Here is a 23901-nt window from a genome sequence, read left to right as displayed (position 1 = left end):
GCTCACGGCGCGAGGTCTCGGTGTTGGAGCAGCAGCTGGGCCAGCAGGATGCCCAGCACTCCCGTTCCGATGAGGATCCCGAGCCCGGGCCAGAGCACGCCGCCTTCGGCCAGGGCATCACCCGGGGCGTAGTAGTGGAACGGGCTGAGGTACCTCAGTGGCGCTGCCGGCGACCAGGCCAGGGCGATGAAGTTGACGGCGAATCCCACGGCTCCGATCGCGATGGTCGCGCCGACCACCTGGGCCCGCCGTCGGCCCGCTGCCGATACGGCCATCGCCGGCCCGATCAGGCACAGGGCGAAGCCGAGGCCCATGACCCCGGCGGCGAACACCCCGCCGAGCGGCACCGCACGGTGGATGTCCGGTGACAGCACGACCCCGACAGCCACCGTGAGGGTCGCCGCCAGGTTCAGGGCAAGCGCCGCGAGCACCAGCGCGGCGGTCCGCTCGACCAGCAATCGGGTACGGCTGACGGGACGCACCATGACGAGCTCCACGGTCCCGCACTCCACGTCCGCCGCTACGGCGGCCGCGGCGAGCGAACCGATCGCGGTGAGCTGCATGGCGATCCAGAAGGGATGGGTGAGGCCGGCGCCCAGCAGGCCGGCGTAGCTGGCGATCGACACGTCGCCGCTGGACCCGCTGAACGCCCGGTAGGCCGAGGGCGGCCCCTTCCCGCCCGCGGAGAAGAGCTGACCCGGAGGAATCGCGTTGGCGACCACCACGATGAGGGCTTCGAAGACGACCATCCCGACGAGCAGCGCAGTCAGCATCCGGCGCCGCCGGTACAGGGCGAGCCACAACAGCGGCCACTGGCTTCTCACGGCTCCTCCCCCACGGCGCCGTTGCGGTACAGGTCCATAAAGGCTTCGTCCAGTCCGGCTTCTTCCACCGTGACGTCGGCCACCGGTAGGCCGAGCAGGGTGCGAAGGGCGCCCACCAGTTCGCTCGGCGGTACGAGCAGCTCCACCCGGTCCCCCTGCCAGCGAGGGGCCCAACGTTCTGCGTCACCAAGGGGGCGTCCCCCCTGTCCGTCCGCGAAGGACAGCCTGATCCGCCGGGCACGGGCCTCGCGGAGGCCGGCCACGCTCTGGACCGTGACCAGTCGTCCGTCCCGGATGATCGCCACCCGCTCGCAGGTACGCTGCACCTCCGGCAGGATGTGGCTGGAGAGCAGGGCGGTACGTCCGGCGGCGGCCGCCTCGCCCAGCAGCGCGAAGAACGTCTCCTGGACCAACGGATCGAGCCCCTCGGTCGGTTCGTCGAGCACCACCAGCTGCGGATCGTGCTGCATCGCCTGCACCAGCCCGAGCTTCTGCTTCATTCCCCGCGAGTAACCCCCGACGGGGCGGGCGAGGACCGCGGGCGTCAGCCCCAGCCGGTCGCACAGCTCGCCACGGCGGGGCACGGGTGCTCCCTGGAGCGCGGACAGCAGATCGAGCGTTTCCGCTCCGGAGAGTTCCGGGTACAGGCGCAGTTCGCCCGGCAGGTAGCCCAGGTGCGGGGCCACCCTGCGGTGATCGACGATCGGGTCCATCCCGAGTACCCGCACATGTCCCTCGCTGGGCCGGAGCAGGCCGGTGAGACATCGCAGCGTGGTTGTCTTTCCCGCGCCGTTCGGCCCGAGGAAGCCGAACACCTCACCCGGTCTCACCGTGAGGCTCAGGCGGTCGACGCCCACCACCGGCCCGTACCTCTTGGTCAGTCCGGTCAGCTCGATCGCATGCCCGTCACCCATGGGTCCAGTCTGAGCCTGCTGCCGGAGGCTCGCCCGCTCACCCAATGTCGTAGGCCGTGAGGGGAGCGCGCTGCGGTGCGGCCCCCGCTGCGGCCATGTCACCGTAGGCAGTGCGCTTGAGCTGTTCCGCCAGGTTCTCCAGTGCCCGGGCGGCCGCGAGTTCGTTGCCGATCTCGGGCACGTCCTTGTCCGTCGGGTTGCAGCGTGCGGTGCCGTGGCCCGTGAGACGGGTGGTACCGGTGTCGAGTTCGACGCGGACCTTGGTCATGTGCTCTTCCTCGAAGAGGTAGACGTGGGTCTTCCATTCGCTCGTGTGCGACATGGTGTGCCTCCGGACGGATCAGGAGTGACGGTGGTGGCGGCGTCGGGCCCAGCGTCGGAGCTCGTCGCTTCCCCAGACCAGCGGCGGGAAGACCGCGATGAGGAGGACGACGTCCAGCGGGAGGGCTGCGGTGCCGAAGAGGTTCTGGAGCGGCGGCGCGTACACGAGCGCCGCGGTGAAGACGAGCTCGAAGGCGATGCCGGCGAGCAGCAACGGGTTGGTGAAGAGGCCGATGTCGCGCAGGGCCGCGTGGTCGGTTCGAGCGGCGATGGCCGTGCCGACCTGGCAGGTCACGATTCCCGCGAAGGTGGCGGTGGTCGCGGTGAGGTAGGCGTGGTGCAGGGCGCTTCCGGGTCCGGTGGGGTCGCCGGGGTGCCAGCCCGCACGCCACAGCACGTAGAAGAAGCCGGTCATGACGAGGGCGGCCGAGACGGTGCCGAGCCAGCCCCAGCTGCGCACGAGCATGTCCTTGTTGATCACACTCTGAGAGCTGGTCCGGGGCGGTCGGGACATGATCCCCGGCTCGGCGCGCTCACGGCCGAGGGCGAGGGCCGGCAGGGTCTCGGTCCCCAGGTCGATGGCGAGGATCTGCAGGACGGTCAGCGGCAGCGGTACGGCCCCTGCGGAGAGGGCGAACACGAGGAAGGGAACGACCTCGGGGGTCAGGTGGGCGAAGATGTAGACGATGAACTTCCGGACGTTGTCGTAGACGCGGCGCCCGGATTCGATCGCGGTGACGATGGTGGCGAAGTTGTCGTCGGTCAGGACCATCGTCGACGCCTCGCGGGCAACATCGGTGCCGGACAGCCCCATGGCCACGCCGATGTGGGCACGGTGCAGGGCCGGTGCGTCGTTGACTCCGTCGCCGGTCATGGCCACGATCTGGCCGTGCGCCCGCAGGGCATCCGCCACTTTCAGCTTGGTCTCGGGCGAGGAGCGGGCGAAGACGATCTCCGTGCCGTCCTGGCGGAGGAGGTGGTCGAGCTCGTGGTCGTCGACCGCCTCGGACTGGGCGACCACCTGGAGGCGTGGGGTACCGATACCGACGGAGCGCGCCACGGCCGCGGCGGTCGCTCCGTTGTCGCCGGTGACGATGTGGACGGTGAGCCCTGCCTCGTGGCAGCGCCGTACCGCGGCGGCGACTTCGGGTCGCGGCGGGTCGTACAGGCCGACGAGGCCGAGCAGGTGCAGGTCCCGCTCGACGTCCTGCCGCCGCGAGAGCGCTGCGTCGGTGCCGGGCGGCAGTTCGCGTACCGCGACGGCCAGCACGCGCATGCCGTCCGCCGCCAGAGCGTCAGCGGCGTCCTGGGCCTCGCCGGTCGGCTCTCCTTCGGCCAGCAGCGCCAGGACGGCTTCGGGGGCGCCCTTGACGATCACACGGAGTGCGCCGTGTTCTCCGTCGAGGATCACCGCCATGCGGCGCAGGCGCGGGTCGAAGCGGAAGCAGGACCGTCGGTGGACGTCCCGGTCGGCCAGGTCGAGGAGCGCGGCATGTTGTGTGGCTCCCTCGACCAGTGCGATCTCCGTCGGGTCACCGTGCAGCGCGCCATCGCTTTCGCGGGTGACGGTGGTGCACTGGGCGGCGGCACAGACCAGTTCGGCGGTCTCCGAACCGCTCGCCGGATCGTGCGGCGGGGTCCAGGTGGAGTGGAGGCGCATCTGGTTGCGGGTGAGGGTGCCGGTCTTGTCGGTGCAGATGACGTTGGTGGAGCCGAGGGTTTCCACGGCGCTCAGCCGTTTGACCACCGCGCCCTGCCGGGCGAGGACCCGTACGCCCACGGCGAGGGCGAGGGTGATGGTGGGCAGCAGTCCCTCGGGCACGTTGGCGACGAGCAGGCCGATGGCGAACATCAGCGAGTCGGTCAGCGGCAGGCCGACCGCCACCCCGATCACGAGGAAGACGGCCCCCATGCCGACCGCGACCGCCGCGATCAGCCAGGCGACCTTCTTGACCTGCTGCTCCAGTGGGCTCGGCTCACGTCGGGTGCGCTGGCTGAGGGCCGCGATCCGGCCGAGTTCGGTGTGGTCTCCGGTAGCGAAGACGATCGCCTGCGCCTGGCCCTCGGTGGCGGTGGTGCCGCTGAAGACGAGGTTGGGCTCCTGCAGCAGGGAGAGGCCTTCGAGGCCGGGGCCGGCGAGGCGCTCGACCGGGGTGGACTCGCCCGTCAGCATGGAGAGGTCGGCCTCTATTCCTCCCTCGGTCAGGCGGGCGTCGGCGGGTATCCGGTCGCCTTCGTCGAGGGCGATGAGGTCTCCGGGGACCAGGTCCCGTGCCGGGACTTGCTGTGCCTGTCCGTCGCGGATCACCTGGGCCTGGTCGGGGAGGTAGCGGGCCAGGGTTTCGACGGCCTTCTCGGCCTGTCGTTCCTGGACAAGGGCGAATCCGGCGTTGACGAGGACGACCGCGACGATCGCCCAGCCGAGCACCGGGATGGAGGCGGTGAAGGCGAGGGCTGCCGCGGCCCACAGCAGCAGGGCCAGCGGGTGGAGCAGTTGCCGCAGCAGTTCGCGCAGGATGCTCGTCCGGGCGGTGCGGCGGACCTCGTTCGGGCCGTAGACGGCCAGGCGGCGTGCTGCCTCCCGGCTCGACAGGCCCAGGGGGCCGGTGTGCAGTTCGCGACGGAGCAGAGGAAGGGGTTCCAGGGGATCCGGTGCGGTGTCCGGCGTGAGGTCCGGGGCGGCGGCGGTCTCAGTCATCGCCGGCTCCCTGCCCGGGGCGCAGGCGGCCGGACCAGAGGGGCTCGATGTTCGCCCACTCGGTTTCCCAGGCCCGTGTACTGCGCGCGTCAACGATGAGGATGCGAGTGAAGACCAGGCCCCCGCCCACGAGCATGATCCCGGCCAGCGCTCCGACGCCGATGCCCACCGCGTTCACAACAATGTCGGCCGGGCGGGGCGGCGCGTTGGCGGCACGGCCGTCTTCGTCGACCCACACACGGACCGTGCCACCGTTCCGGGTGCCTGCCGGAGCGGGGATGGTTTCCGTGTGCGGGCGCTGCGACGGGTAGTGCCACGTGGCGGTCGCCACGGTGACCGGCCGACTGCTCGGCTGGTCCCCCGCCCGGTAGGTGGTCTCGCTGACCGTGGTGGCCGTGACGGTGTGCCGGTGTCGCGCGATGTTCTCGGCGGTGCGGTGGCCGTCCGTCCAGGCGGCCCGCCCGAGGGCGAAGCCGACTGCGAGAGCCAGTAGGCAGGTCAGCGCGAAGGCGGCATGCATTCGGGTCCGGGTGCGGTCGGCAGCCCGCCTGAGCGGGTTGGCCCCCATCCCTTTCGTCCGGTGGTGCATGGCACGCCTCCGTGCTGGTGCGTGCCGAGCCGGGCCGTCCCTTCAGGCGGCGAGCTCGGCGCTGATGTGGTGGGCCCAGTTCTGGATCCGCTCGGGGTTGCGGAAGTCTCCGCCCTTGCCCTGGCGGGTCAGTGCCTTGGCGAGGAAGCCCGGGGTGTGGGCCGTGATGCTGCCACCGAAGGTCATGTGCTCACGCGCCCCGATCAGCTGCATCTCCCGGGCGACCGCGGAGACCGGGGGGATGTCGTGTTCCTCGGCGGAGCGGTCGAGGGGACCGCTGCTGAACATCCACACCGGGCGGTGCCGCAGCGACTCGGCATTGCGTTCCGCGCAGTGCTTGGCCTTGCTGCTCCAGTGGCCGGCGTAGAGGGAGCCGCCGAGGACGACGGCGTCGTAGGCGCGGACGTCGTGGACGTCGTCGGCGGGCAGCACAACGGCGTCGAGACCGTCCTCGCGGAGGGTCTTGCCGATCTGTTCCGCGATGCCTGCGGTGGCGCCGTGCTTGGTGCCGTAGGCGACCAGGACTCGCTTGGTGCTCATGGCGGGTGCTCCTTGATTCCGTTGTGCGGGTCTGATGCCACTGTCACGCGGCCGACGGCTGGTCCGCTTGGGCCGGACGGATCCCGATGGGGGCCGTTCGGTCCTCCCCGTAGCGGCTCTCCTCGGCGGCGGCGACGTGCTGCTTGACGGCAGCGAAGCTGTCGGGGGCGACGGAGATCGAGTCGATCCCGGCGCGGACGAGGAAGGCGGCGTAGGCCGGGTCGTCGCTGGGCCGCTGTCCGCACAGGCCCACCGGGCGTCCCAGCGTTTGGACCCGTGGGAGGAGGATCCGGATGAGGGTGGTGACGGCCGGGTCGTTCTCGTCGAAGACGTGGGCCAGGGCTTCGGAGTCGCGGTCGACTCCGAGGGTGAGCTGGGTGAGGTCGTTGCTGCCGATGGAGAAGCCGTCGAACCGCTCGGCGAAGTCCTGGGCGAGGAGGATGTTGGCGGGGATCTCGGCCATCACGTAGACCTTGAGGCCGTTCTCGCCGCGCCGCAGCCCTTCGGCCGCCATTACCTCGAGGACCTTGTCGGCCTCTTCGAGAGTGCGGCAGAACGGGATCATGACGATCACGTTGGTCAGGCCCATCTCCTCGCGCACCCGGTGCAGGGCCTGGCATTCGAGGGCGAATCCTTCCCGGTAGCCGTCGCTGTAGTAGCGGCTGGCGCCACGCCATCCGATCATCGGGTTGGCTTCAACCGGTTCGAAGGGTCGGCCGCCGAGGAGCTTGGCGTACTCGTTGGTCTTGAAGTCGCTGGTGCGGACGACGACGGGATCGGGCCAACGGGAGGCGGCGATCCGGGCGATCCCGTACGCGAGGCGGTCGGTGAAGTACCGGCCGCGGTCGAGGTAGCCCTCGGTGAGCTGGTCGATGGCGCAGCGGTCGGAGGCATCCAGGCGTTCCGGGTGCAGCAGGGCCATGGGGTGGACCTTGACCTGGTGCGCCACGATGAACTCCAGGCGCGCCAAGCCCACACCGTCCGCGGGCAGCCGCCACCAGCGGAAGGCGGCGGACGGGTCGGCGAGGTTGAGCATCACCCGGGTGCGGGTGACGGGCAGCGCGGACAGGTCCGTCTCGGTCTCCTCGTACGGGAGACGGCCCGCGTAGACCTGGCCCCGGCTGCCTTCGGTGCACGAGACGGTGACGGCGGCGCCGTCGCGCAGGGTCGCGGTGGCGTTCCCGGTGCCGACGACCGCCGGCACGCCGAGTTCCCGGCTGACGATGGCGGCGTGTGAGGTGCGGCCGCCGTGGTCGGTGACGATGGCCGCGGCGCGCTTCATGACCGGTTCCCAGTCCGGGTCGGTGATCGAGGTGACGAGTACGGCTCCGGCCGGGAAGCGTTCCAGGTCCACCGGCGTGTCCATGCGGCATACGGCGCCCGCTCCGATGGCTTCGCCCACCGCGATGCCCTCGGCCAGGGCGTCGCCCGGGGCGGAGGTCAGGCGGCAGCGCCGCAGGGTCGTGGTGCGCCGACGGGACTGCACGGTCTCCGGCCGGGCCTGGACGATCGCCAGGTCGCCGGTGATGCCGTCCTTCGCCCACTCCAGGTCCATCGGGCAGCCGTAGTGCTCCTCGACGGCAACCGCCCACTCGGCGAGCTGCCGCACCTCGGCGTCGGTCAGGACACGCCGGGCCTGCTCGTCGGGGGTGGTGTCGACGGTGTCGGTCAGACCGCGTTCCGCATAGACGGCCTTGCGGCGCTTGGCTCCGATCCGCACGTCGATGACGGGGTTCAGGGCCGGGTCCTTGAGGCTGGGCTTGAAGACGGTGTACTCGTCGGGGTCGGTATGTCCGCTGACCACAGTCTCACCCAGCCCCCAGGCCGCACTGACCACGACGACGTTCGGGAAGCCGCTCTCGGGATCGAGGGTGAAGATCACCCCGGCTCCGGCGAGATCTGAACGGACCATGACCTGGACGCCGACGGAGAGGGCTACCTGGAGGTGGTCGAAGCCCATCCGCTCCCGGTAGTCGATCGCACGGTCGGTGTAGAGGGACGCGAAGCAGCGGTGCACCGCGTCCACCAGCTGCACGGCGCCGCTCACGTTCAGGTAGGTGTCCTGCTGGCCGGCGAAACTGGCCTCCGGCAGGTCCTCGGCGGTGGCGCTGCTGCGTACGGCGACCTCCGGGTCGGAGCGGCCGAGCTCTCGGCCGAGGTCCTCGTAAGCGGTGACGATCTCGGCCGTCAGGGCTTCGGGCAGGGGCTCGCCCATGATCAGTGAGCGGATGCCCGCTCCGACGTCTTCGAGCGCGACACCGTCGTGGAGCCGGTCCAGTTGGTCCTGGATGCGGGTGCGCAGGCCGTGACCGCTGAGCAGCTCCTCGTAGGCGTCGGCGGTCGTGGCGAAGCCGGGCGGCACCTGCAGGCCCGCGTCGGTCAGTCGTCTGGTCAGTTCGCCCAGGGAGGCGTTCTTGCCGCCGACTCTGCCGACGTCGCCCCGGCCGAGTTCGGTGAACGGTACGACGCGTCGCGTGTGTCCCATGACGTCCTCCGGGGCTGCGTATCAGCGGGGATCAGTACGGCAGGGGGCGGCCGGACGGCGTGCGCAGATCCAGCGGGGCGGGCTTGTGAGGCTGCTTGGGCCGGGTCTGGATCCGAATGCGCTGCATCGTGGTCACCCTCTTCGGAAGGCGACGCCGGGATGGCGTCCGAGTTCCACGATCACGCAGCAGGCCAGAGGGGCCGCAGTGCCGAGGGGGCCATTCACGCGGGGCCGAGTGGGCCGCTGCGGTACGGGGCCGATCGGCCCAGGACCCGGTACCGAGGTGGCCGCCCCGGATCGCGGCACGAGTGCATTCGCCCTGCTCAGGACCATCAACACGAACACGTCGTCCATCTGTGCCACGACGTCGACGGCCACTGCGAGGACGTGGAAGGGTCAGCAGATCTTGCCAGGTCGGCCAGCGGTGGCCTTGAGGAGGTCACGCAACAGGGCAAAATCGATGCTCTCCGACCTGCGGAACCGCAGGCAGCCCTTGCCCATGTCCTGCTCGGCCAGCCGTTCCTCGAACGCTTCGCGGACGTCACTGCGCATGAGGTAGAAGGAGATGTACTGCTTCTGGCTGGCAAACGCGATCTCACAGACGCCGTCGCGCTCGTATGCGGGCATCCCGTAGGCCATGACCTCGTCGAAGCCGACCAGCTCGTCACGGCACAGCTGCCGCACCTCGGTCAGCGCCACCCTGCGTTCCTCAGGAACCTCGGCCAGGTAGCCGTCAACGTCACTTGCCTTGCTCTGCACCATTCCGTGAGGTTATGCCGGATTCAAAGCACCTATCAACATCTCAAGCACGTCCTGGGTGGGCCTACTCAACAGGCACGTCCGCCCGGACGATGGTGATCGGACATGGCGCGTGCAGCGCCGTCTGATGACTCACCGAACCGAGCAGAGCTCGGCTGAAGCCGCCGCGTCCGCGGCTGCCCACGACGAGCATGTCCGCACCCTGTGCCGCATCGACCAGGACGTCGACCGGATTGCCGCGTACGAGGCGCTGGTGCACGGAGGAGGCGCCGTCCTCGCCGAGAACCGTGCGGACCTCCTCGACCAGCCGGCGCTCGGCTTCCTCCTCGTCGAACGTGGTGTCCACCGCTGGCGCCGACCATGATGCGGCACCGGGCAGGTCCCACGCTGCGACCGCCTCCACTCGCCCGCTCACCAGGTCTGCGTACCGGACCGCCCAGCGCAGCGCGGCCTGGGACGAGGGCGATCCGTCGACGCCCACCACGATCCGCGGAGCCTCATGCTGCCTGTCCATTCCGTTCACCCTTCCAAACGGCTGATACATCCACAGTGTGCGCATCGCGAACGCACCGCCACGCGGGCACGTGGTGGGTGCCGATCTACCCCTTGGGGAGCCTGAACCAACGCTCCTGACCTGCGGCGATGCGTTCGCGCCGGTCACCGGGCAGAACCAAGGGCACCGGCCCCAGGAGCGACGCGGAGACCTTGATACCGAGCCGGCCGGGGCGGAATCGGATGCGGATGCCGCGGTGCCCCAGGTAGGAGATCGAGAACGAGGACCCGGGCACTTCCGAGAGGGGCACGGGGTCGATGTGCAGGCCGTCGCGGTGGGGTTCGAGTCCGACGATGCCCCGCTCGACGAGGTCGAGGGTCCCACCCATGGCGCCGAGGTGGATTCCTTCGCCGGTGGTGCCGCCCTGGACGTCGGTGATGTCACTGAGCAGGGCTTCCTGGCAGTACCGCCAGGCGTCCGGGCCTTGTTCCCGGGCGAGGACCCAGCCGTGGACGAGGCTGCTGAGCGTGGAACCGTGGCAGGTGCGGTGCAGGTAGTAGTCCACCGTCCTGCGCCAGAGGTCGCCGTCGAGGCGGTATCCGAGCCGAAGGAACAGCTCTTCGAGTTCTGTGGGACGGAAGAGGTAGCCGAGCATGAGGGTGTCGGCCTGCTTGGACGCCTGGTAGCGGTTGGGGGTGTCGCCTTCGGCTTCCAGAATGCGGTCCAGGCGGCGGATGTCGTGGTAGCGGGCGCGGTAGCCGTCCCAGTCGAGCTCGGCGAGGTCCCCGTATCCGTGGAACTGGCTGATCACGTCGCGATGGAACGGCACGTACAGGCGGCGCGAGATGTCCTCCCAGGCGCTGAGGCCGTCGGGGCCGATGCCGACGTGTGTGAGGAGCTCGGCGCGTCGGGCGACAGGGAGTTCCCCGTACAGGTCAATGGCGCGGGCCAGTACCCACGCGGCGGTGACGTTGGTGTAGGCGTTGTCGTCGATGCCGGGAGCCGCGGCGTCCGGGTAGGCGTCGTGGTACTCGTCCGGGCCGGCGACGCCGCGAATCCTGTAGCGGCCGAGGCTCTTGTCCCAGGTCGCCGCGTCGGCCCAGAAGTGGGCTACGTGCAGGAGGAGTTCGGCTCCGGGGCCTTGCATGAATCCGGCATCGCCGGTGGCCTGCCCGTACCGCCACACGTTCCACGCGATCGCCGACCCCACGTGCCGCTGGAGGTGGGAGTGGTCCGGCAGCCAGCGACCCGAGCGTGGATTGAGGTGCAGCCGCTGCGTCTCCTCGGCACCGGAACTACCGCTCTGCCAGGGAAACATGGCACCCTTCGCCCCGACCCGCCGGGCCGCCTCCAGGGCTGCAGGGAGCCGTCGGTGCCGGTACATCAGCAGGCCGCGAGCGGTCTCGGGGAGGTGGAGGGCGAGGTAGGGCAGGACGAACAGCTCGTCCCAGAAGACGTGTCCCCGATACGCCTCGCCGTGAAGGCCGCGGGCAGGGACGCCGGCGTCGAGCTCGGCGGTGTGCGGCGAGAGGGTCTGCAGCACGTGAAAGGCGTGCAGCCGCAGTACCTTACCGGTCTCGCCGGGTACCTTCAGCTCTCCTTCGGTCCACAGGCGTTGCCAGGATGCGCGGTGGGAGGCCAGCAGGGAGTGGAAGTCCGGGGCGTGTGTGGCGCAGTCGATGCTCCGCCGCAGGGGATCCGCGGAGGGTCGGTCAAGTGAGGTGCACAGGGCGGCGGTCTTCACGACGACGACCGGAGCGGCCCGCCTGATCGGCAGGACGAAAGTCTGTGTGGCGGTGCTGGCTGTACATGCCCCGCCTACCGGCGCCAGAGGGCGTGCCGAAGTCCGGACCGCGAGCCCGATCCGCACCCGGGATGTGGTGGTGGTGCAGGACAGCCAGGCGGTGCCCTCGGCCTCCACTCCGGCCCGGTGCTCGACGAGGTGCCGCCCGTCCAGGGCGCGGTAGCGGTCGACGCCCGCGTTCGTGACGTCGCCGTCGAGTACGGACTCGATCTCGATGCTGCCGCTCCAGCCGTACGCCCTGAAGACCGTGTTCTGTGCCGCCAGGTTCGGGTCGCCCATGTGGACGAGACGCGTGTGGGTGACGCCCAGGCGGCGGCCGTCTGCGTCGTGGAAGAGCATGTGGCGGGTGAGCGTACCGGCGCGCAAGTCCAGCGATACGTGGCTGTGGCGCAGGGCCGGATGGTCGGGCGTGAGCCAGTCGCCGGGCGGTGCCCCCTCAGGCAGGCAGCGGTACCGCAGAGCGGTCCAGTCCGGCAGCCGGACCATGTCCTCGTTGGAGACGGCTCGTCCGCCGATGGTGGAGGTGAGCCGGTTGTAGCAGCCGGCGAGGTAGGTGCCCGGGTAGTGGATGTCGTCGGCGACGCTCTCGGGGGCTGAACCGCGGGTGGCGAAGCGGCCGTTGCCCAGGGTGCACAGGGATTCGACCAGCCGCTCGGTTTTGGGGTCGTAGCGGTGGTACTCCCAGCGCCAGGCTGTGGTCACGGGCATTCGCCTTCGAGTGCGTCGGGCAGCCGGCCGAGGTCGGGGAGGACGAGATCGGCGCCATGCGCAGCCAGGGCGTCCCTCATGTGTGGGTCGTCCTCGCGGTTGAGCCCCACCACAAAACGGAATCCGCCCCGGCGTCCCGCCTCGACGCCGGCGAGCGCGTCCTCCACCACAGCGGTGTGTGCGGGAGGCACGCCGAGACAGCTGGCAGCTTCGAGAAAGAGGGCAGGGTCAGGTTTGCCCGGAAGGGCGAGTGCGGCCGCATCCTGGCCGTCCACCAGGGCCTCGAAGTAGCCGACGAGGTCTGCGGATTCCAGGAGGGAGCGGGCGTGCCGGGAGGCCGAGACCGCTGCGCACCGGATCGCCTTCCTTCGCAGTTCCTCGAGCGCGGGCCGGACGTCCTCGAAGGTACGGACGCCGTCAGTCCGCAGCATGGCGGAGAAGACCTCCTCCTTGCGGGCGGCGACCGCGTGGACGCTGGCGCACCCGGGCGTGTCCTCGGGCGTTCCCGGCGGGAGGTCGATGTGGCGGGCAGCGAGGAAGGCGCGTACGCCGTCGAGGCGAGCCTTGCCGTCGACCAGGTCCCGGTACTCACGGATGGCGCCGAACGGGCGCGGTCGCGCACCGGCGTGCGAGGGCTGCCACTCGAGGAGGCAGCCGTCGAAGGTCTCCTTCCAGGCGGCCGCGTGGCGGTCCGCCGTGGCGAGGAGCACTCCGTCGGTGTCGAAGACGACCGCGTGTAGGTCGTTCATCAGTCGTGCACCACACGACGGCCGGTGATCCGGACGGGGGTGAGCTTCATCCAGTGGTCGCGCGGGCCACCGGCCCAGGGATGGGACCGGGCCGTGGTATTGAGGTGGTGGATTTCGTGCGGGTCCGTGACGGCGGCCAGTTCGCCCACGGCCAGCACGCTCCAACCACTGGCGGTCACGTCGTCGATGTTGTCGATCTCGAAGGCGGCCTCTGTGCCGGCCGCCCTGGCGGTGACGGCTTCCGCGGAGGTACGGAAGGCGATGTCGGATCCGGCGACGAGGTAGTTGACGGGGAGGACGGCCGGGCCTTCGGGGGTGAAGATGGCGATGCGGCCCACGCCGTGCGTGTTCAGCAGCCGCCGGCATTCGGTCTCGTCCAGCGCGACGAGCGTGCTGTCGCGCCTGGCGGTGGCTCGGCCGGCGACGCGGTGGGCGCTGGCGCCTGTCAGGTCGTCGACGGTGAGGCCGAGGGCGTCGGCCACTCGTACGAGGGTGCCGATGGCAGGACTGGCGGCGTGTTCCTCCAGGTAGGCGACGTACGTTCCGTCGGTGCCGCACCGTCGGCCCAGTTCGTCGCGGCTCAGGCCGAGGGCCTCACGGCGGGCCGCCAGGCGGCGGCCCAGGTCGGTGCGTCCGGTCATCTCGCCGGACTGCTGGGGATGGGTGCTCGGCATGCTCTTCACGGCGCTCACTGCTCCTGGGGCGGTACGGCGACCGTGTCGTGCTGGGGTCCGCCGAGCACCACCTTGAGGGCGCCGGTTTCGCCGGCGCGGGAGAAGACGTCGTACGCCTCTTCCATCTGGTCCAGCTCGAAGCGGTGGGTGACCATCGCGGCTCCGGGGAGGCGGCCGGCGGCCATCATGCGCAGCAGCATGGGGGTGGAGTGGGTGTCGACGAGGCCGGTGGTGATGGTGACGTCCTTGATCCACAGGTCTTCGAGGTGGAGGACGGCGGGCTTCCCGTGGACGCCGATGTTGGCGACTCGGCCGCCGGGGCGGACCATGCGGGTGCACATCTCGAACGCCTCGGGCACGCCGACGGCCTCGATGACCGTGTCCGCGCCGAGCCCGTCGGTCAGGTCCTCCACCAGCCGCTCGGGCTCCTCGTCGGCGCTCGCGGTGGCATCGGCGCCGAGGTCGCGGGCGGCGGCGAGCCGTGAGGCGGCGAGGTCGACGGCGATGATCCGCCCGGGGCTGTAGAGCTGCGCGGTGGCGATGGCGGCCAGGCCGATGGGGCCGGCGCCGACCACGACGACGGTGTCGCCCGGGCGCACGTTGCCGTTGAGCACGCCGACCTCGTAGGAGGTGGGGAAGATGTCGGCGAGCAGTACGGCGTCGTGGCTGGCCAGGGCGCTGGGCAGCGGGTGGACGGAGAGGTCGGCGAAGGGGACGCGTACGTATTCGGCCTGGGTACCGTCGATGGTGTGGCCCAGGACCCAGCCGCCGCCTCCGCGGCACTGTCCGTAGTGGCCCTCGCGGCAGAAGCGGCAGCGGCCGCAGGCGGAGATGCAGGAGATCAGGACGCGGTCGCCGGGGCGGACGCTGCGTACGTCGCCGCCGGTCTCGACGACGGTCCCGACGGCCTCGTGGCCCAGGATGCGGCCCGGCGTCACTTCGGGGACATCGCCCTTGATGATGTGCAGGTCGGTGCCGCAGATGGTGACGGCGTCGACCCGGACGATCGCATCGGCTGCGTCCTTGATGGAGGGGTCCGGGACGTCCTGCCAGGAGGTCTGTCCGGGCCCGTGGAAGACGAGTGCCTTCATGGCGCGGCCTACTCTCTGTGTGTGCGGGAGGGAGTCACCGTCAGGCTGTGCCCGCATACCTCCGTCCCGCTTGGGCCGGTCGGCCCCTACCCGGGACCGGTCGGTCCCCAGCGGGCAGGACGTTCCGGTGCGACGGTGGAGACCGGCATCCGTTCCGAAAGGAGGGCTGCTGCCATGTCCCAGTCAGCTCCGTCCCCCGCGTCTGCCCGCCCGGCCCTGCTGAGGTTCCTCGGCGGAGTGCGGACGGTCACCGGCAGCAAGTTCCTGGTCGAGAGCGACCACGCCCGGATCCTCGTCGACTGCGGACTCTTCCAGGGTGTCGCGGACCTACGGCGCCGCAACTGGGACAAGCTCCCCTGCGATGCCTCGGACATCCACGCCGTCGTCGTCACCCACGCCCACCTGGACCACTGCGGGTACCTGCCGCGACTGGTCCGGCACGGATTCCGCGGCCCGATCCTGACCAGCGCCACCACCGCCCGGCTCGCCGAGATCGTCCTCCGCGACAGCGCGAAGCTGCAGATGGAGGCCGCCGAACACGCAAACCAGCACGGCTGGTCCAAGCACCGGCCCGCCAAGCCGCTCTACGACGATGACGACGTCGACCACACGATCAAGTACTTCGACCCGGTATCGGTGGGCAGCGAGATCGAGATCATGGCCGGCACGAAGCTGATGCTGCACCACGGCGGGCACATCCTCGGCTCCGCCTGGGCGCACCTGACCTTGGAAGACGGCCACACCCTGGCCGTCAGCGGTGACCTCGGCCGCCCAGGCCACCCACTCCTCCTGCCGCCCGAGCCGTTCTCCGGCGCCGACGTCCTGCTGATGGAGTCGACGTACGGCAACCGCCGCCACGACCACGAGAGCGCCCGCCGGGAATTCGCCTCGGTGATCACCCGCGCGCTGTCCCGCGGCGGGACCGTGGTCATCCCGGCCTTCGCGATCGACCGCACCGAGGTCGTCCTGCACGAACTCGCCACCCTGCGCAGCGACGGCACCCTGCCCCGCCACGTACCCGTCTACGTCGACAGCCCCATGGCCCTGGCCGCGCTGGACGTCTACCGCGACGCCGTACGGGCCCGCTCGCCCGAGCTGCGCCCCGAGATCCTCGCCCAGGGCGAGGCGGCGATCAGCCCGGAGCCCTTCCAGGCCGCGCGGACCGTCCAGGAGTCGATCGACATCAACAATTCCACCGGGCCGGCGGTCATCGTCTCCTCCGCCGGCATGGCCACCGGCGGCCGGGTCCTGCACCACCTCCACCGGATCCTGCCGGACCCCCGCAACGCCGTGGTCATCGTCGGCTTCGCAGCCGCCGGCACCCGCTCGCGCGACCTCGTGGACGGCGCACGCACGCTCAAGATGTTCGGCGAGTACGTCCCCGTACGCGCCGAGGTCGCCGACGTCCCGCACTTCTCCGCCCACGCCGACGCCGGCCAGACCATCGACTGGCTGCGAGGCGCCCCGGCCCCGCACACCACCTACCTCGTCCACGGTGAGGAGAGTGCCTCCGAGACCCTGCGCGACCGGATCGACGACGAGCTGGGCTGGACGGCCGTCGTACCCAAGTCCGGAGAGGCCGTCCTGGTCCGCTGACCGGGGCCGGACGGCCCCGGCGGTGTGCACCGCGCGGCCCTCCCTGCCACGGTGTCCCACCGAGCAGGGTGGATGCGAAGGGTTGGAGGCACTCCATGAGCACCATGCACAGCATCCTCGAAGCGATGGCACCGGAAGCCCGCGAAGCCTTGCTCGCCCACTCCCACCAGGTGACCCTCCCGGCCGGCACCCGCATCTTCAAGGAGCACCAGCGGGCCGAGAAGTTCTGGATCATCCAGAGCGGCACCGTCGACCTCGACACCCACGTGCCCGGCCACAAGAACGTGGTCGTCGACACCCTCGGGTACGGCGAGCTCCTCGGCTGGTCTTGGATGTTCCGCCCCTACAGCTGGCACCTCGGCGCCACTGCTACCCGCGAGGTCATCGCCCTCGAGTTCGACGCCGCCGCGGTACGGGAGCTGTGCAACGAGGACTCAGCCGTCGGTCGGTCCGTCTCCACCGCAGTTGCCGCGGTCATCGCCGACCGGCTCGACTCCGCCCGCACCCGGCTCCTTGACCGGTTCGCCCCTCACGGCAGCGGCACCCCGCTCGCCTACGCACGCTGAGGACCCCGTCATGACCTCCACCCCGTACACCGTCGCCGACGTCATGACCACCAAGGTCATCGCCGTCACCCCCTCGACCGGCTTCAAGGACATCGCCACCGCGATGGAACGGTGGAAGGTGACCGCCCTACCCGTCATCGAGGGCGAAGGCCACGTCGTCGGCGTGGTCTCCGAAGCAGACCTCCTGCCCAAGGAGGAGTTCCACGAGCACCGCCCGGGCCTGATCGAACAGATGCGCCGCCTCGGCGACACCGCCAAGGCCGGATCCACCCACGCCGAAAGCATGATGACCACCCCGGCTGTCACGATCCGCCCCGACGCCACCCTGCCTCAGGCCGCCCGCCTCATGGCCGACCGGCACATCAAGCGCCTCCCGGTCGTCGACGCCGACGGCACCCTCAAGGGCATCGTCAGCCGCGCAGACCTCCTCAAGGTCTTCCTCCGCAGCGACGAAGAACTCGCCACCGAGATCCGCCGCACCGTCGTCGAGCGCCTTTTCCCGCTCTCCCAGGAAGCCGTCAAGGTCACCGTGGCCCAAGGAATTGCCACCCTGACCGGCGCGGTCCGCGATGGCAACCTGATCCCACTGGCCGAGCGCCTCACCCACTCCGTCGAAGGCGTCGTCGGCGTCCACTGCCGACTGGATGCACCGGCCGAAGCGTGAAGTCCGACCCGCGGCGCCGTGCCGGGGCGATGCAGCGCAGAGCCCGTACCAACGAGGAGCGCAGCGACGCCATCAGCAACCTGCGAGGTCAGCGCCGGATGGCGATGACCTCGACGTCCGCATTCATGGCACGCAGCCTCCGCACCGCTTGTAGCAGCGAGACCTGAGCGAAGGCGAAGAGCGAGTCGACGGCAATGTCCTCGCCGTCCTTCAGCAGGATGCCGAAGACCACGCGGAGCGTGCCGAAGTCCTGGATGAGGCGGTGGTTCGGGTTGTGGGCGGCGACCTGTTTGAGGAACTTGGCTCGCACCTCCGCATCGCTCCGCAAGGTCTCCACGGCGACCACGCCTTGGGAAGAGGTGGTTGAGGGGAGCTGTACTCGAGGTTGCCTTCTTGACGCAGATCAGCTGACTGTCAGGGCCCAAGACGTCGCAGATCTCCAACCCTCCACCCTTGAATTTTCCGGTGCGGACATTCTTCTTGTCGAAGAGGAGGTATCCGTCCCGTTCTGCTGCCCGATGGTTGAACCAATCTTCATCGTGGGAATCTTGACCGTCTGAGTTGAGCGGTCCCCTCGTCCAGCAGGGCAACGTGACGGTTCGCGGTGCCGCGAAGAGGCTGGTGAGCTCCTCTTCGAGGGTTTCGATGAAACCTGCCCCCACCTCGAACCATTTACCGTTGCCGTAAAATAGCCGGTCGGGGTTGGCCTGTATGTCGGCTATCAGCCATTCCTTGCCATTGGTGGCGACACCTGCAGGGGTTTGGCAGTCGTCGTCGCTGAACATGGTCACCCGGACGTCAGCGAGTGCCTTGAGGCGTTCGCCTTGCGGCTTGTCCTTCACGAAGGCAAGCAGGTGCCTCAATTCGAGCTCGCTCGCCTCGATCACTTGGGCTCCGCGTCGGATGCGGAATGCCTGGGCCGAGCTGTGGCTTTCCTGACAAGCGTCGGGAACTCCGGTGGTCAGGCGGGGACTGTCCGGGTCCGCGAGGAGGCCCTCGAGGATCTTCTGGGCTTCGACAGCCTTGCGGCTGCCGTTGTTGAGGGTATGCACCCTGCTGACGAACTTCAGTTGGGGTAGTGGATCGGGCCTTGCACAGACGTCCTCGATCGTCCGCAGGTCGCTGAGGAAATCCTCTAGGCTGGTGGCAAGGGGGAGTTTGATGGTGGCCTGGGAGCATTCGACGCGCACGCGACGTATCCGGCCCGATTCCAGCGAGGTCAGCGCCAGCCCACTCACGGTGCCGCATATGCGGCGGACGACGGCGCCAAAGCGATCCAAGCCGAAATCGTCGATGCGTTCGCCGCGCGAGACCGAGTACTCGTCGACCCTGCCCCGGCCGTCCATGATCTGGTTGCGGACCTTGATGACTCCGGCGTCGTCGAGGCAGCGGGTTGCGAATTCCAGCCCGAACTCGTCGTCGCGGTAGTAGGGGTCCAGCATGTGGTGCCCCACTCCGTAGCTCAAGGCATAGACCCCACGAGCCGTACGCATGATGACCAGGCCGGCTGCAGCGCGATTCCGTTCGTTGACGTCGAGTCCGGTGATGGACTCGACGGTGTCGCACCAGTCCGCGCGCTCGCGAGGGACTCCTCCCGTCATCAGCAATCCCTCGATGCCTTCACGGGTGAAGTTCCGGACCTCATAGTCGGCGCCGCCAAGGTACCTGTCACGCACGAACCCGCTCAGCTCCACGGGATGACCTTCGGTCTTCAACCGGTGGAGCGTGGACTTACGGGTGGCGGGTCGGGGTCTGCGGGTATTGCCCAAGGTGACCTCCACGCACTTGCAACGCAGGACCTACCAAGAAAGCAGACAGGAGGTGTCCCCGCTACTGAACTGACCACGTGAGTTTCGCTCGGATGCCAGATACACAAGGGCGCCGGTGGAGGCAGCAGGTCCGCCCAAGCTGCCGCCCCAGATCCAACACCCCCTGTCCGACGCCGGGCACCACCCGCACGGACCCCTTCCCCGGCCGGCGACCGTTCTGACGCGCGCCCGGCACCGAACGCACGCCAGCTATCCGGCTCGACGAGAGGTTCGCACGCACGTCCGGTGACAACAACGGTCGTTATGTGCCGACTATCGTTGTGAGTCACAGGCCGTCAGCGGCGGACCCTCGGCATGCCCAGGCCGATCCAGGAGATGATCTCGCGCTGGATCTCGTTGTTGCCGCCGCCGAAGGTGAAGATCACGGCGCTGCGGTAGCCGCGCTCCAGCTCGCCGTGCAGGACCGCGCCCGCCGAGCCGTCCTTGAGGGGGCCGGCCGCGCCGGCCACCTCCATCAGCCAGGCGTACGCGTCCCTGCGCGCCTCCGAGCCGTACACCTTGACGGCGGAGGCGTCCTGCGGGGTGAGGGTGCCCGACTGGACGGCGTTCACCATCCGCCAGTTGAGCAGCTTCATCGCGTCGAGGCGGGCGTGGGTGCGGGCGAGGCGGCCGCGGACCCAGGACAGGTCGATCACGCGGCGCCCGTCGGCGAGCTTCGTCGCGGCGGCCCAGCGCTGCACGTCGTGCAGGGCGCGGATGGCCATGGTGCCGTGGGCCGCGAGGGTGACGCGCTCGTGGTTGAGCTGGTTGGTGATCAGGCGCCAGCCCTTGTTCTCCTGGCCCACGCGGCGGCTCGCGGGGACGCGGATGTCCTCGTAGTAGCTGGCGGTGGTGTCGTGCGAGGCGAGGGTGTTGATCAGGGTGCAGCTGTAGCCGGGGTCGGAGGTGGGGACCAGGAGCATGGTGATGCCCTTGTGGGCGGGGGCCTCGGGGTCGGTGCGGACGGCGAGCCAGACCCAGTCGGCGGTGTCGCCGTTGGTGGTCCAGATCTTCTGGCCGTTGACCACGTAGGTACCGGTCTCCTCGTCGCCCTCGCGGACGGCCTTGCACTTGAGGGCGGCCAGGTCGGTGCCGGCGTCGGGCTCGCTGTAGCCGATGGCGAAGTCGATCTCCCCGGAGAGGATCCTGGGGAGGAAGTACGCCTTCTGCTCGTCGGTGCCGAACTGCATGATGGTCGGGCCGACCGTGTTCAGCGCCATCAGCGGCAGCGGGACGACGGCCTGCGCGGCCTCGTCGAAGAAGATGAACTGGTCCATGGCCGACATGCCGCGGCCGCCGTACTCCTTCGGCCAGCCCACGCCGAGCCAGCCGTCCGCGCCGAGGCGGCGGATGGTCTCCCGGTAGAAGCGCTTCTGCGCGGCGGGGTCCTCGTAGCGGGCGTAGACGTCCTCGGGCACGAGCTCGGCGAAGTAGGCCCGCAGTTCGGCGCGCAACTGCTGCTGCTCAGGCGTGTATTCGAGGTGCACGGCCCCTCCGGAGGTCTGGCGGCACTGCCGGTCGCTGTGGTGGCGGCGGTCAGAGTAGAACCCGTTACAGGAATTGGGAAGGGCCGGGAGTTCCGTGCGGAACTCCCGGCCCTTGCGGTGCCCTTCGGGTCAGCTCTTGCGGCACTGTCCGGTGCGGGGGCCGGTGCCGGCGGTGCCGGACACCAGGGGGTCGGGGCTGTTCCCCTCGCAGCGCAGCGGGCCGTTGACCGTGTTGGCGGACGCTTCGACGCCGCCGGTGTTGGCGCCCAGCGTCACCGGGCCCTGGGCCGTGTTGCCGGAGCAGGACGCCTCGGCGCGGCCGGAGCCGAGGAGGACCGGGCCGGTGCTCCGCTCGACGGCGAACGGGCCGGTGAGGGAGGAGCGGCAGACGGTGAGGGCGAGCGCGCCGTCCGCGGAGAACGGGCCGGTGACGGTGGCGTCCGTGACGGCCAGCGCCCCGCCGGGCCGGACGGTGACCGGGCCGGCCTGGCTGCCGCCCGCGGCGATGCACCGGGCCTCGCCGGGGGCCACGGTCAGCGGGCCGGTGTGCGGCCCGGTCAGGCAGGGTTCGGTGAAGGCGACGGTGATGCCGGCGGGTTCGGCCGTCGCGCCCGGGGTGAAGGCGGTGTCACCGCTGTAGCGCGCGGTGACGGGGTGGCCCGTGGTGGGCTGGAGGACGCCGGTGCGGGTGGTGGCGCGGCCGTCCCGGAGCGGAACGGTGGCCAGCGGGAGGGCCCCGTCGAAGAAGGTGACCTCGCCGGTCGGGGTGCCGGCGTCGGGGCCGGCCGGGGCGACCGCGGCGGTCAGGGTCACGGCCTGCCCGAACAGCGGGGTGGTGGTGTCGGCGGTGACGGTGACGGTGGTGCCGTACCGGAACGACACCACGGCCTTGCCGTTGCCCCGGTTGACGCCCTTGAGGAGGGAGACGCCGGTGGCCGTCGGGGCCGCGTGGCTGCTGCCACCGCCGCCGCCGGCCGCGGGAAGGTTGGCGGGGGCGCCGGGCGCGGGACGGCCGCCACCGGAACCGCCGCCGCCGGCGAAGTACCCGCCGCCACCGCCACCGCCGCCGGAGCCGCCGGCACCGCCGTTGCCACCGGAACCGCCGCTTCCGGGGTTGGGCCGGCTGCCGTACTGGTCGATGTCGCTGCCCGCGCCGCCGGGGGCTCCGACGGTGTTGTTGCGGGGGCCGCCCGCGCCGTGGGCGGACTGGGTGCCGCCGCCGCCCGCGAGGCCCGACCCCTCCGGTCCGGCGCCCTGGCCCCCGGCATCGGCTTCGGGGCCACCGCCGTGGCCGCCGCGCAGCAGCGGTCCGCCGTTGCCCGCGCCACCGCCGCCGCCTGCGACGAGGACCCGGTCGGTCCCGCCGAAGGCGCCCGTACGCAGGTCGCTGGCGCCGCCGCCGGAACCGCCGCCGCCGTGGGCGCCGCCACCTCCGGAGCCGTGGCCGCGGCCGCCGGGCCGGGCGTACTCGCCCTTGCGGGAGGTTCCCGGGCTGCCGGCTCCGCCGACGGTGAGCTGGAGGGTCTGGCCCGGCGTGACGGCCAGGTCCGCGCGGGTCTCGCCGCCCAGACCGCCGGGCGCGCCGTCGTTCGGGGGGCTGGGGAGGACGAAGCCGGCCGCGCTGCCGCCCTCGGCGCCGAAGAGATCGACCGTCACCGCGGTCACCCCGGCCGGGACGGTGAAGGTGTCCGTGCCGACGTCGGTGTAGGTGCAGGTGGGGGTGGAGGCGGTGAAGACGCCGCCCGTGCCGCAGGGGTTGACGGTGGCCGGGTCGGCCGTCGCGGGAAGGGGCGTCATCGCGGCGGCCACGAGGCCGGCCGCGCCGGCCGCCTTCAGGATCTTCGATCGGTGCATGTTCAAGGGGGTTCCAAACGACGGTTGGTGCGGGGTGGGGCGTGCGCGTGCGGGCCGGGGGGGGGGGGGGGGGGGGGGGGGGGGGGGGGGGGGGGGGGGGGGGGGGGGGGGCAGCCCCCCCCCCCCCCCCCCCCCCCCCCCCCCCCCGCGACCGTGCTACGGGCGGCTCAGACTCCGTCGTCGGCGCAGAGCGCCCAGACGTCGGAGTAGGTGTTCGGGGAGCTGGGGGCCCCGGTGTGGGTGAAGGCCGACCAGTACACGGCGGTCGTGGTCCCGTCCGAGACCGGGCTGCCGCCGGAGTCGCTGGGGTAGCTGCCGTTGAGGTGGTCGCCCGGGGAGCCGGGACCGGTGAAGTTCGTGGTGGTGACGCTGCCCCCGCTGATCGCGGCTCCGCCGCTGACGAGCTTGCCGTCGTTCTGGCCGCAGCCCACGGTCACGGTGGCCCCGGTGGTGCCGGCGGTGGGGCCGCTGACCTCGGAGAAGCGGACCTTCACGGTCGTCCCGCTGATGTCGATGTTGTTGCCGCTGCAGATGGCGTACGCGTAGGTGGTGTTGCCGCTGTCGCCGCCGCCGCCGTTCCAGCCCACGGCGCTCCAGGAGTCGGGGTTGGTCTCGCCGTCGGCCGCGGCCTTCTGGCCGTAGGCGTGGGCGGAGTCGTTGAAGGTGGGGAAGCTGGCGATCGGCTTGAGGCTGCCGACGGAGGCCGGGGTGATGCGCGCCCCTCCGCCGAGGAGCCGGGTGCCCGAGGGACAGGTCGCGGTGACGAGGCCGACCGTCGAGGCGGTGGTGGGTCCGGCGACCTTGTTCATCACCACCTGGGTGTGGTTGATCAGGTTGCTGGTGAAGCACATCGCGTACGGGGTGCTGGAGAAGGAGGCATTGACTGCGCCGCCGCTGCCGCCGATGCCGAGCCAGTACGCGACGTCGGTGCCGACGACCCCGGTGGAGCCGGTGTACTCGGTGCTGCCGTCGGGGCTGGGCGAGGTGCCGTTGATCTTGTTGCCGTTCGACGAGGTGCCGGTGCCGATGGCCTGGTTGATGCCGCCGCCGGAGATGAGGCCGCTGCTGCACTGGGCGTTGGTCGAGATCTCGGAGAAGGCGGAGCCGGGGCCGGAGGTGGCCCCGGGGGTCTTCACCGTCACACCGACGGTGTTGGCGTGGGCGGTTCCCGGTACGGCGAGGGCCAGGAGGGCGCCCAGGATCAGGGCCCTTCCGGCGAAGGGGCGCCGCAGGAGGAAGCGGTCCATCGAGTTCTCCCTGTTCGGAGGTGGATGCGG

19 protein-coding genes and 1 pseudogene are annotated in these 23901 nt (G+C 70.6%); 3 read left to right on the top strand and 17 right to left on the bottom strand.

The window, feature by feature from the left end; all coding sequences use genetic code 11:
* Positions 1-2 precede the first annotated feature (2 nt).
* From AC07A6_RS03445 to AC07A6_RS03385, 13 genes are all read right to left on the bottom strand, one after another.
* Positions 3-824: a hypothetical protein gene (locus AC07A6_RS03445; protein ID WP_478775897.1), complete on the bottom strand. Its 822-nt coding sequence runs from the start codon at positions 822-824 to the stop codon at positions 3-5.
* Complete coding sequence (locus AC07A6_RS03440) at positions 821-1738, bottom strand: ABC transporter ATP-binding protein (protein ID WP_478775896.1); 918 nt, start codon at positions 1736-1738, stop codon at positions 821-823. The genes AC07A6_RS03445 and AC07A6_RS03440 overlap by 4 nt, the downstream gene beginning before the upstream one ends.
* Before the next feature lie 37 nt (positions 1739-1775).
* On the bottom strand, positions 1776-2060 hold the full coding sequence (locus AC07A6_RS03435; RefSeq protein WP_478775895.1) for a dsRBD fold-containing protein: 285 nt from the start codon (positions 2058-2060) through the stop codon (positions 1776-1778).
* Between the two features lie 18 nt (positions 2061-2078).
* On the bottom strand, positions 2079-4757 hold the full coding sequence (locus tag AC07A6_RS03430; protein ID WP_478775894.1) for a cation-translocating P-type ATPase: 2679 nt from the start codon (positions 4755-4757) through the stop codon (positions 2079-2081).
* Positions 4750-5325, bottom strand: a complete 576-nt coding sequence (locus AC07A6_RS03425) for an Rv1733c family protein (RefSeq protein ID WP_478776013.1) — start codon at positions 5323-5325, stop codon at positions 4750-4752. Before AC07A6_RS03425 ends, AC07A6_RS03430 begins: the two co-directional genes overlap by 8 nt.
* Positions 5326-5388: 63 nt before the next feature.
* Positions 5389-5886: a flavodoxin domain-containing protein gene (locus AC07A6_RS03420; protein ID WP_478775893.1), complete on the bottom strand. Its 498-nt coding sequence runs from the start codon at positions 5884-5886 to the stop codon at positions 5389-5391.
* A gap of 43 nt (positions 5887-5929) precedes the next feature.
* Complete coding sequence (gene ppsA, locus AC07A6_RS03415; protein ID WP_478775892.1) at positions 5930-8371, bottom strand: phosphoenolpyruvate synthase; 2442 nt, start codon at positions 8369-8371, stop codon at positions 5930-5932.
* 396 nt (positions 8372-8767) lie between these two features.
* The gene (locus AC07A6_RS03410) at positions 8768-9133 is read right to left on the bottom strand and encodes an iron chaperone (RefSeq protein ID WP_478775891.1); all 366 of its coding nucleotides are present in this window, start codon (positions 9131-9133) and stop codon (positions 8768-8770) included.
* A 61-nt stretch (positions 9134-9194) separates the two neighbouring features.
* A complete protein-coding gene (locus AC07A6_RS03405; protein ID WP_478775890.1) occupies positions 9195-9644 on the bottom strand; it encodes a universal stress protein in 450 nt (149 codons plus the stop codon).
* Positions 9645-9729: 85 nt separating this feature from the next.
* Entirely contained in the window at positions 9730-12135 is a 2406-nt protein-coding gene (locus AC07A6_RS03400; protein ID WP_478775889.1) for a glycoside hydrolase family 65 protein, read from the bottom strand.
* Positions 12126-12884, bottom strand: coding sequence for an HAD family hydrolase (locus AC07A6_RS03395; protein ID WP_478775888.1), 759 nt, complete (start codon positions 12882-12884; stop codon positions 12126-12128). The genes AC07A6_RS03400 and AC07A6_RS03395 overlap by 10 nt, the downstream gene beginning before the upstream one ends.
* Positions 12884-13558 (bottom strand): helix-turn-helix domain-containing protein, encoded by a 675-nt coding sequence (locus tag AC07A6_RS03390; RefSeq protein ID WP_478776012.1) that lies wholly within the window; start codon positions 13556-13558, stop codon positions 12884-12886. The genes AC07A6_RS03395 and AC07A6_RS03390 overlap by 1 nt, the downstream gene beginning before the upstream one ends.
* Positions 13559-13572: 14 nt before the next feature.
* Positions 13573-14649, bottom strand: a complete 1077-nt coding sequence (locus tag AC07A6_RS03385; protein ID WP_405982141.1) for a zinc-dependent alcohol dehydrogenase family protein — start codon at positions 14647-14649, stop codon at positions 13573-13575.
* A 174-nt stretch (positions 14650-14823) separates the two neighbouring features.
* Between AC07A6_RS03385 and AC07A6_RS03380 the strand changes: the two genes are divergently transcribed.
* The 3 genes from AC07A6_RS03380 to AC07A6_RS03370 all read left to right on the top strand — a co-directional run bounded on the left by AC07A6_RS03380 (position 14824) and on the right by AC07A6_RS03370 (position 17475).
* On the top strand, positions 14824-16245 hold the full coding sequence (locus AC07A6_RS03380; protein ID WP_478775887.1) for an MBL fold metallo-hydrolase RNA specificity domain-containing protein: 1422 nt from the start codon (positions 14824-14826) through the stop codon (positions 16243-16245).
* A gap of 95 nt (positions 16246-16340) precedes the next feature.
* Positions 16341-16811: a cyclic nucleotide-binding domain-containing protein gene (locus AC07A6_RS03375; protein WP_478775886.1), complete on the top strand. Its 471-nt coding sequence runs from the start codon at positions 16341-16343 to the stop codon at positions 16809-16811.
* A gap of 10 nt (positions 16812-16821) precedes the next feature.
* Positions 16822-17475: a CBS domain-containing protein gene (locus AC07A6_RS03370; RefSeq protein WP_478775885.1), complete on the top strand. Its 654-nt coding sequence runs from the start codon at positions 16822-16824 to the stop codon at positions 17473-17475.
* Positions 17476-17563: 88 nt separating this feature from the next.
* Here the strand turns inward: AC07A6_RS03370 and AC07A6_RS03365 are convergent.
* From AC07A6_RS03365 to AC07A6_RS03350, 4 genes and pseudogenes are all read right to left on the bottom strand, one after another.
* Positions 17564-19076 (bottom strand): annotated as a pseudogene (locus tag AC07A6_RS03365) (DUF6119 family protein).
* A 503-nt stretch (positions 19077-19579) separates the two neighbouring features.
* Positions 19580-20770 carry an acyl-CoA dehydrogenase family protein gene (locus AC07A6_RS03360; protein ID WP_478775884.1) on the bottom strand — a complete coding sequence of 397 codons (1191 nt, stop codon included), beginning with the start codon at positions 20768-20770 and terminating at the stop codon, positions 19580-19582.
* Between the two features lie 129 nt (positions 20771-20899).
* The gene (locus AC07A6_RS03355) at positions 20900-22624 is read right to left on the bottom strand and encodes an Ig-like domain-containing protein (RefSeq protein ID WP_478775883.1); all 1725 of its coding nucleotides are present in this window, start codon (positions 22622-22624) and stop codon (positions 20900-20902) included.
* Positions 22625-22791: 167 nt separating this feature from the next.
* Positions 22792-23871, bottom strand: a complete 1080-nt coding sequence (locus AC07A6_RS03350; protein ID WP_478775882.1) for a hypothetical protein — start codon at positions 23869-23871, stop codon at positions 22792-22794.
* Positions 23872-23901 lie beyond the last annotated feature (30 nt).

The organism is Streptomyces sp. NPDC044002 (assembly GCF_056434525.1).
The sequence above is the reverse complement of the archived record's forward strand: the minus strand, read 5'-3'. Positions and strand labels throughout refer to the sequence as shown.

Coding starts and splice junctions, on each gene's coding strand:
- AC07A6_RS03430 (WP_478775894.1), bottom strand. CDS start 4,757: ATGACTGAGACCGCCGCCGCCCCGGACCTCACGCCGGACACCGCACCG.
- AC07A6_RS03440 (WP_478775896.1), bottom strand. CDS start 1,738: ATGGGTGACGGGCATGCGATCGAGCTGACCGGACTGACCAAGAGGTAC.
- AC07A6_RS03420 (WP_478775893.1), bottom strand. CDS start 5,886: ATGAGCACCAAGCGAGTCCTGGTCGCCTACGGCACCAAGCACGGCGCC.
- AC07A6_RS03390 (WP_478776012.1), bottom strand. CDS start 13,558: ATGCCGAGCACCCATCCCCAGCAGTCCGGCGAGATGACCGGACGCACC.
- AC07A6_RS03410 (WP_478775891.1), bottom strand. CDS start 9,133: ATGGTGCAGAGCAAGGCAAGTGACGTTGACGGCTACCTGGCCGAGGTT.
- AC07A6_RS03405 (WP_478775890.1), bottom strand. CDS start 9,644: ATGGACAGGCAGCATGAGGCTCCGCGGATCGTGGTGGGCGTCGACGGA.
- AC07A6_RS03380 (WP_478775887.1), top strand. CDS start 14,824: ATGTCCCAGTCAGCTCCGTCCCCCGCGTCTGCCCGCCCGGCCCTGCTG.
- AC07A6_RS03425 (WP_478776013.1), bottom strand. CDS start 5,325: ATGGGGGCCAACCCGCTCAGGCGGGCTGCCGACCGCACCCGGACCCGA.
- AC07A6_RS03375 (WP_478775886.1), top strand. CDS start 16,341: ATGAGCACCATGCACAGCATCCTCGAAGCGATGGCACCGGAAGCCCGC.
- AC07A6_RS03355 (WP_478775883.1), bottom strand. CDS start 22,624: ATGCACCGATCGAAGATCCTGAAGGCGGCCGGCGCGGCCGGCCTCGTG.
- AC07A6_RS03400 (WP_478775889.1), bottom strand. CDS start 12,135: ATGCCCGTGACCACAGCCTGGCGCTGGGAGTACCACCGCTACGACCCC.
- AC07A6_RS03350 (WP_478775882.1), bottom strand. CDS start 23,871: ATGGACCGCTTCCTCCTGCGGCGCCCCTTCGCCGGAAGGGCCCTGATC.
- AC07A6_RS03370 (WP_478775885.1), top strand. CDS start 16,822: ATGACCTCCACCCCGTACACCGTCGCCGACGTCATGACCACCAAGGTC.
- AC07A6_RS03385 (WP_405982141.1), bottom strand. CDS start 14,649: ATGAAGGCACTCGTCTTCCACGGGCCCGGACAGACCTCCTGGCAGGAC.
- AC07A6_RS03395 (WP_478775888.1), bottom strand. CDS start 12,884: ATGAACGACCTACACGCGGTCGTCTTCGACACCGACGGAGTGCTCCTC.
- ppsA (WP_478775892.1), bottom strand. CDS start 8,371: ATGGGACACACGCGACGCGTCGTACCGTTCACCGAACTCGGCCGGGGC.
- AC07A6_RS03435 (WP_478775895.1), bottom strand. CDS start 2,060: ATGTCGCACACGAGCGAATGGAAGACCCACGTCTACCTCTTCGAGGAA.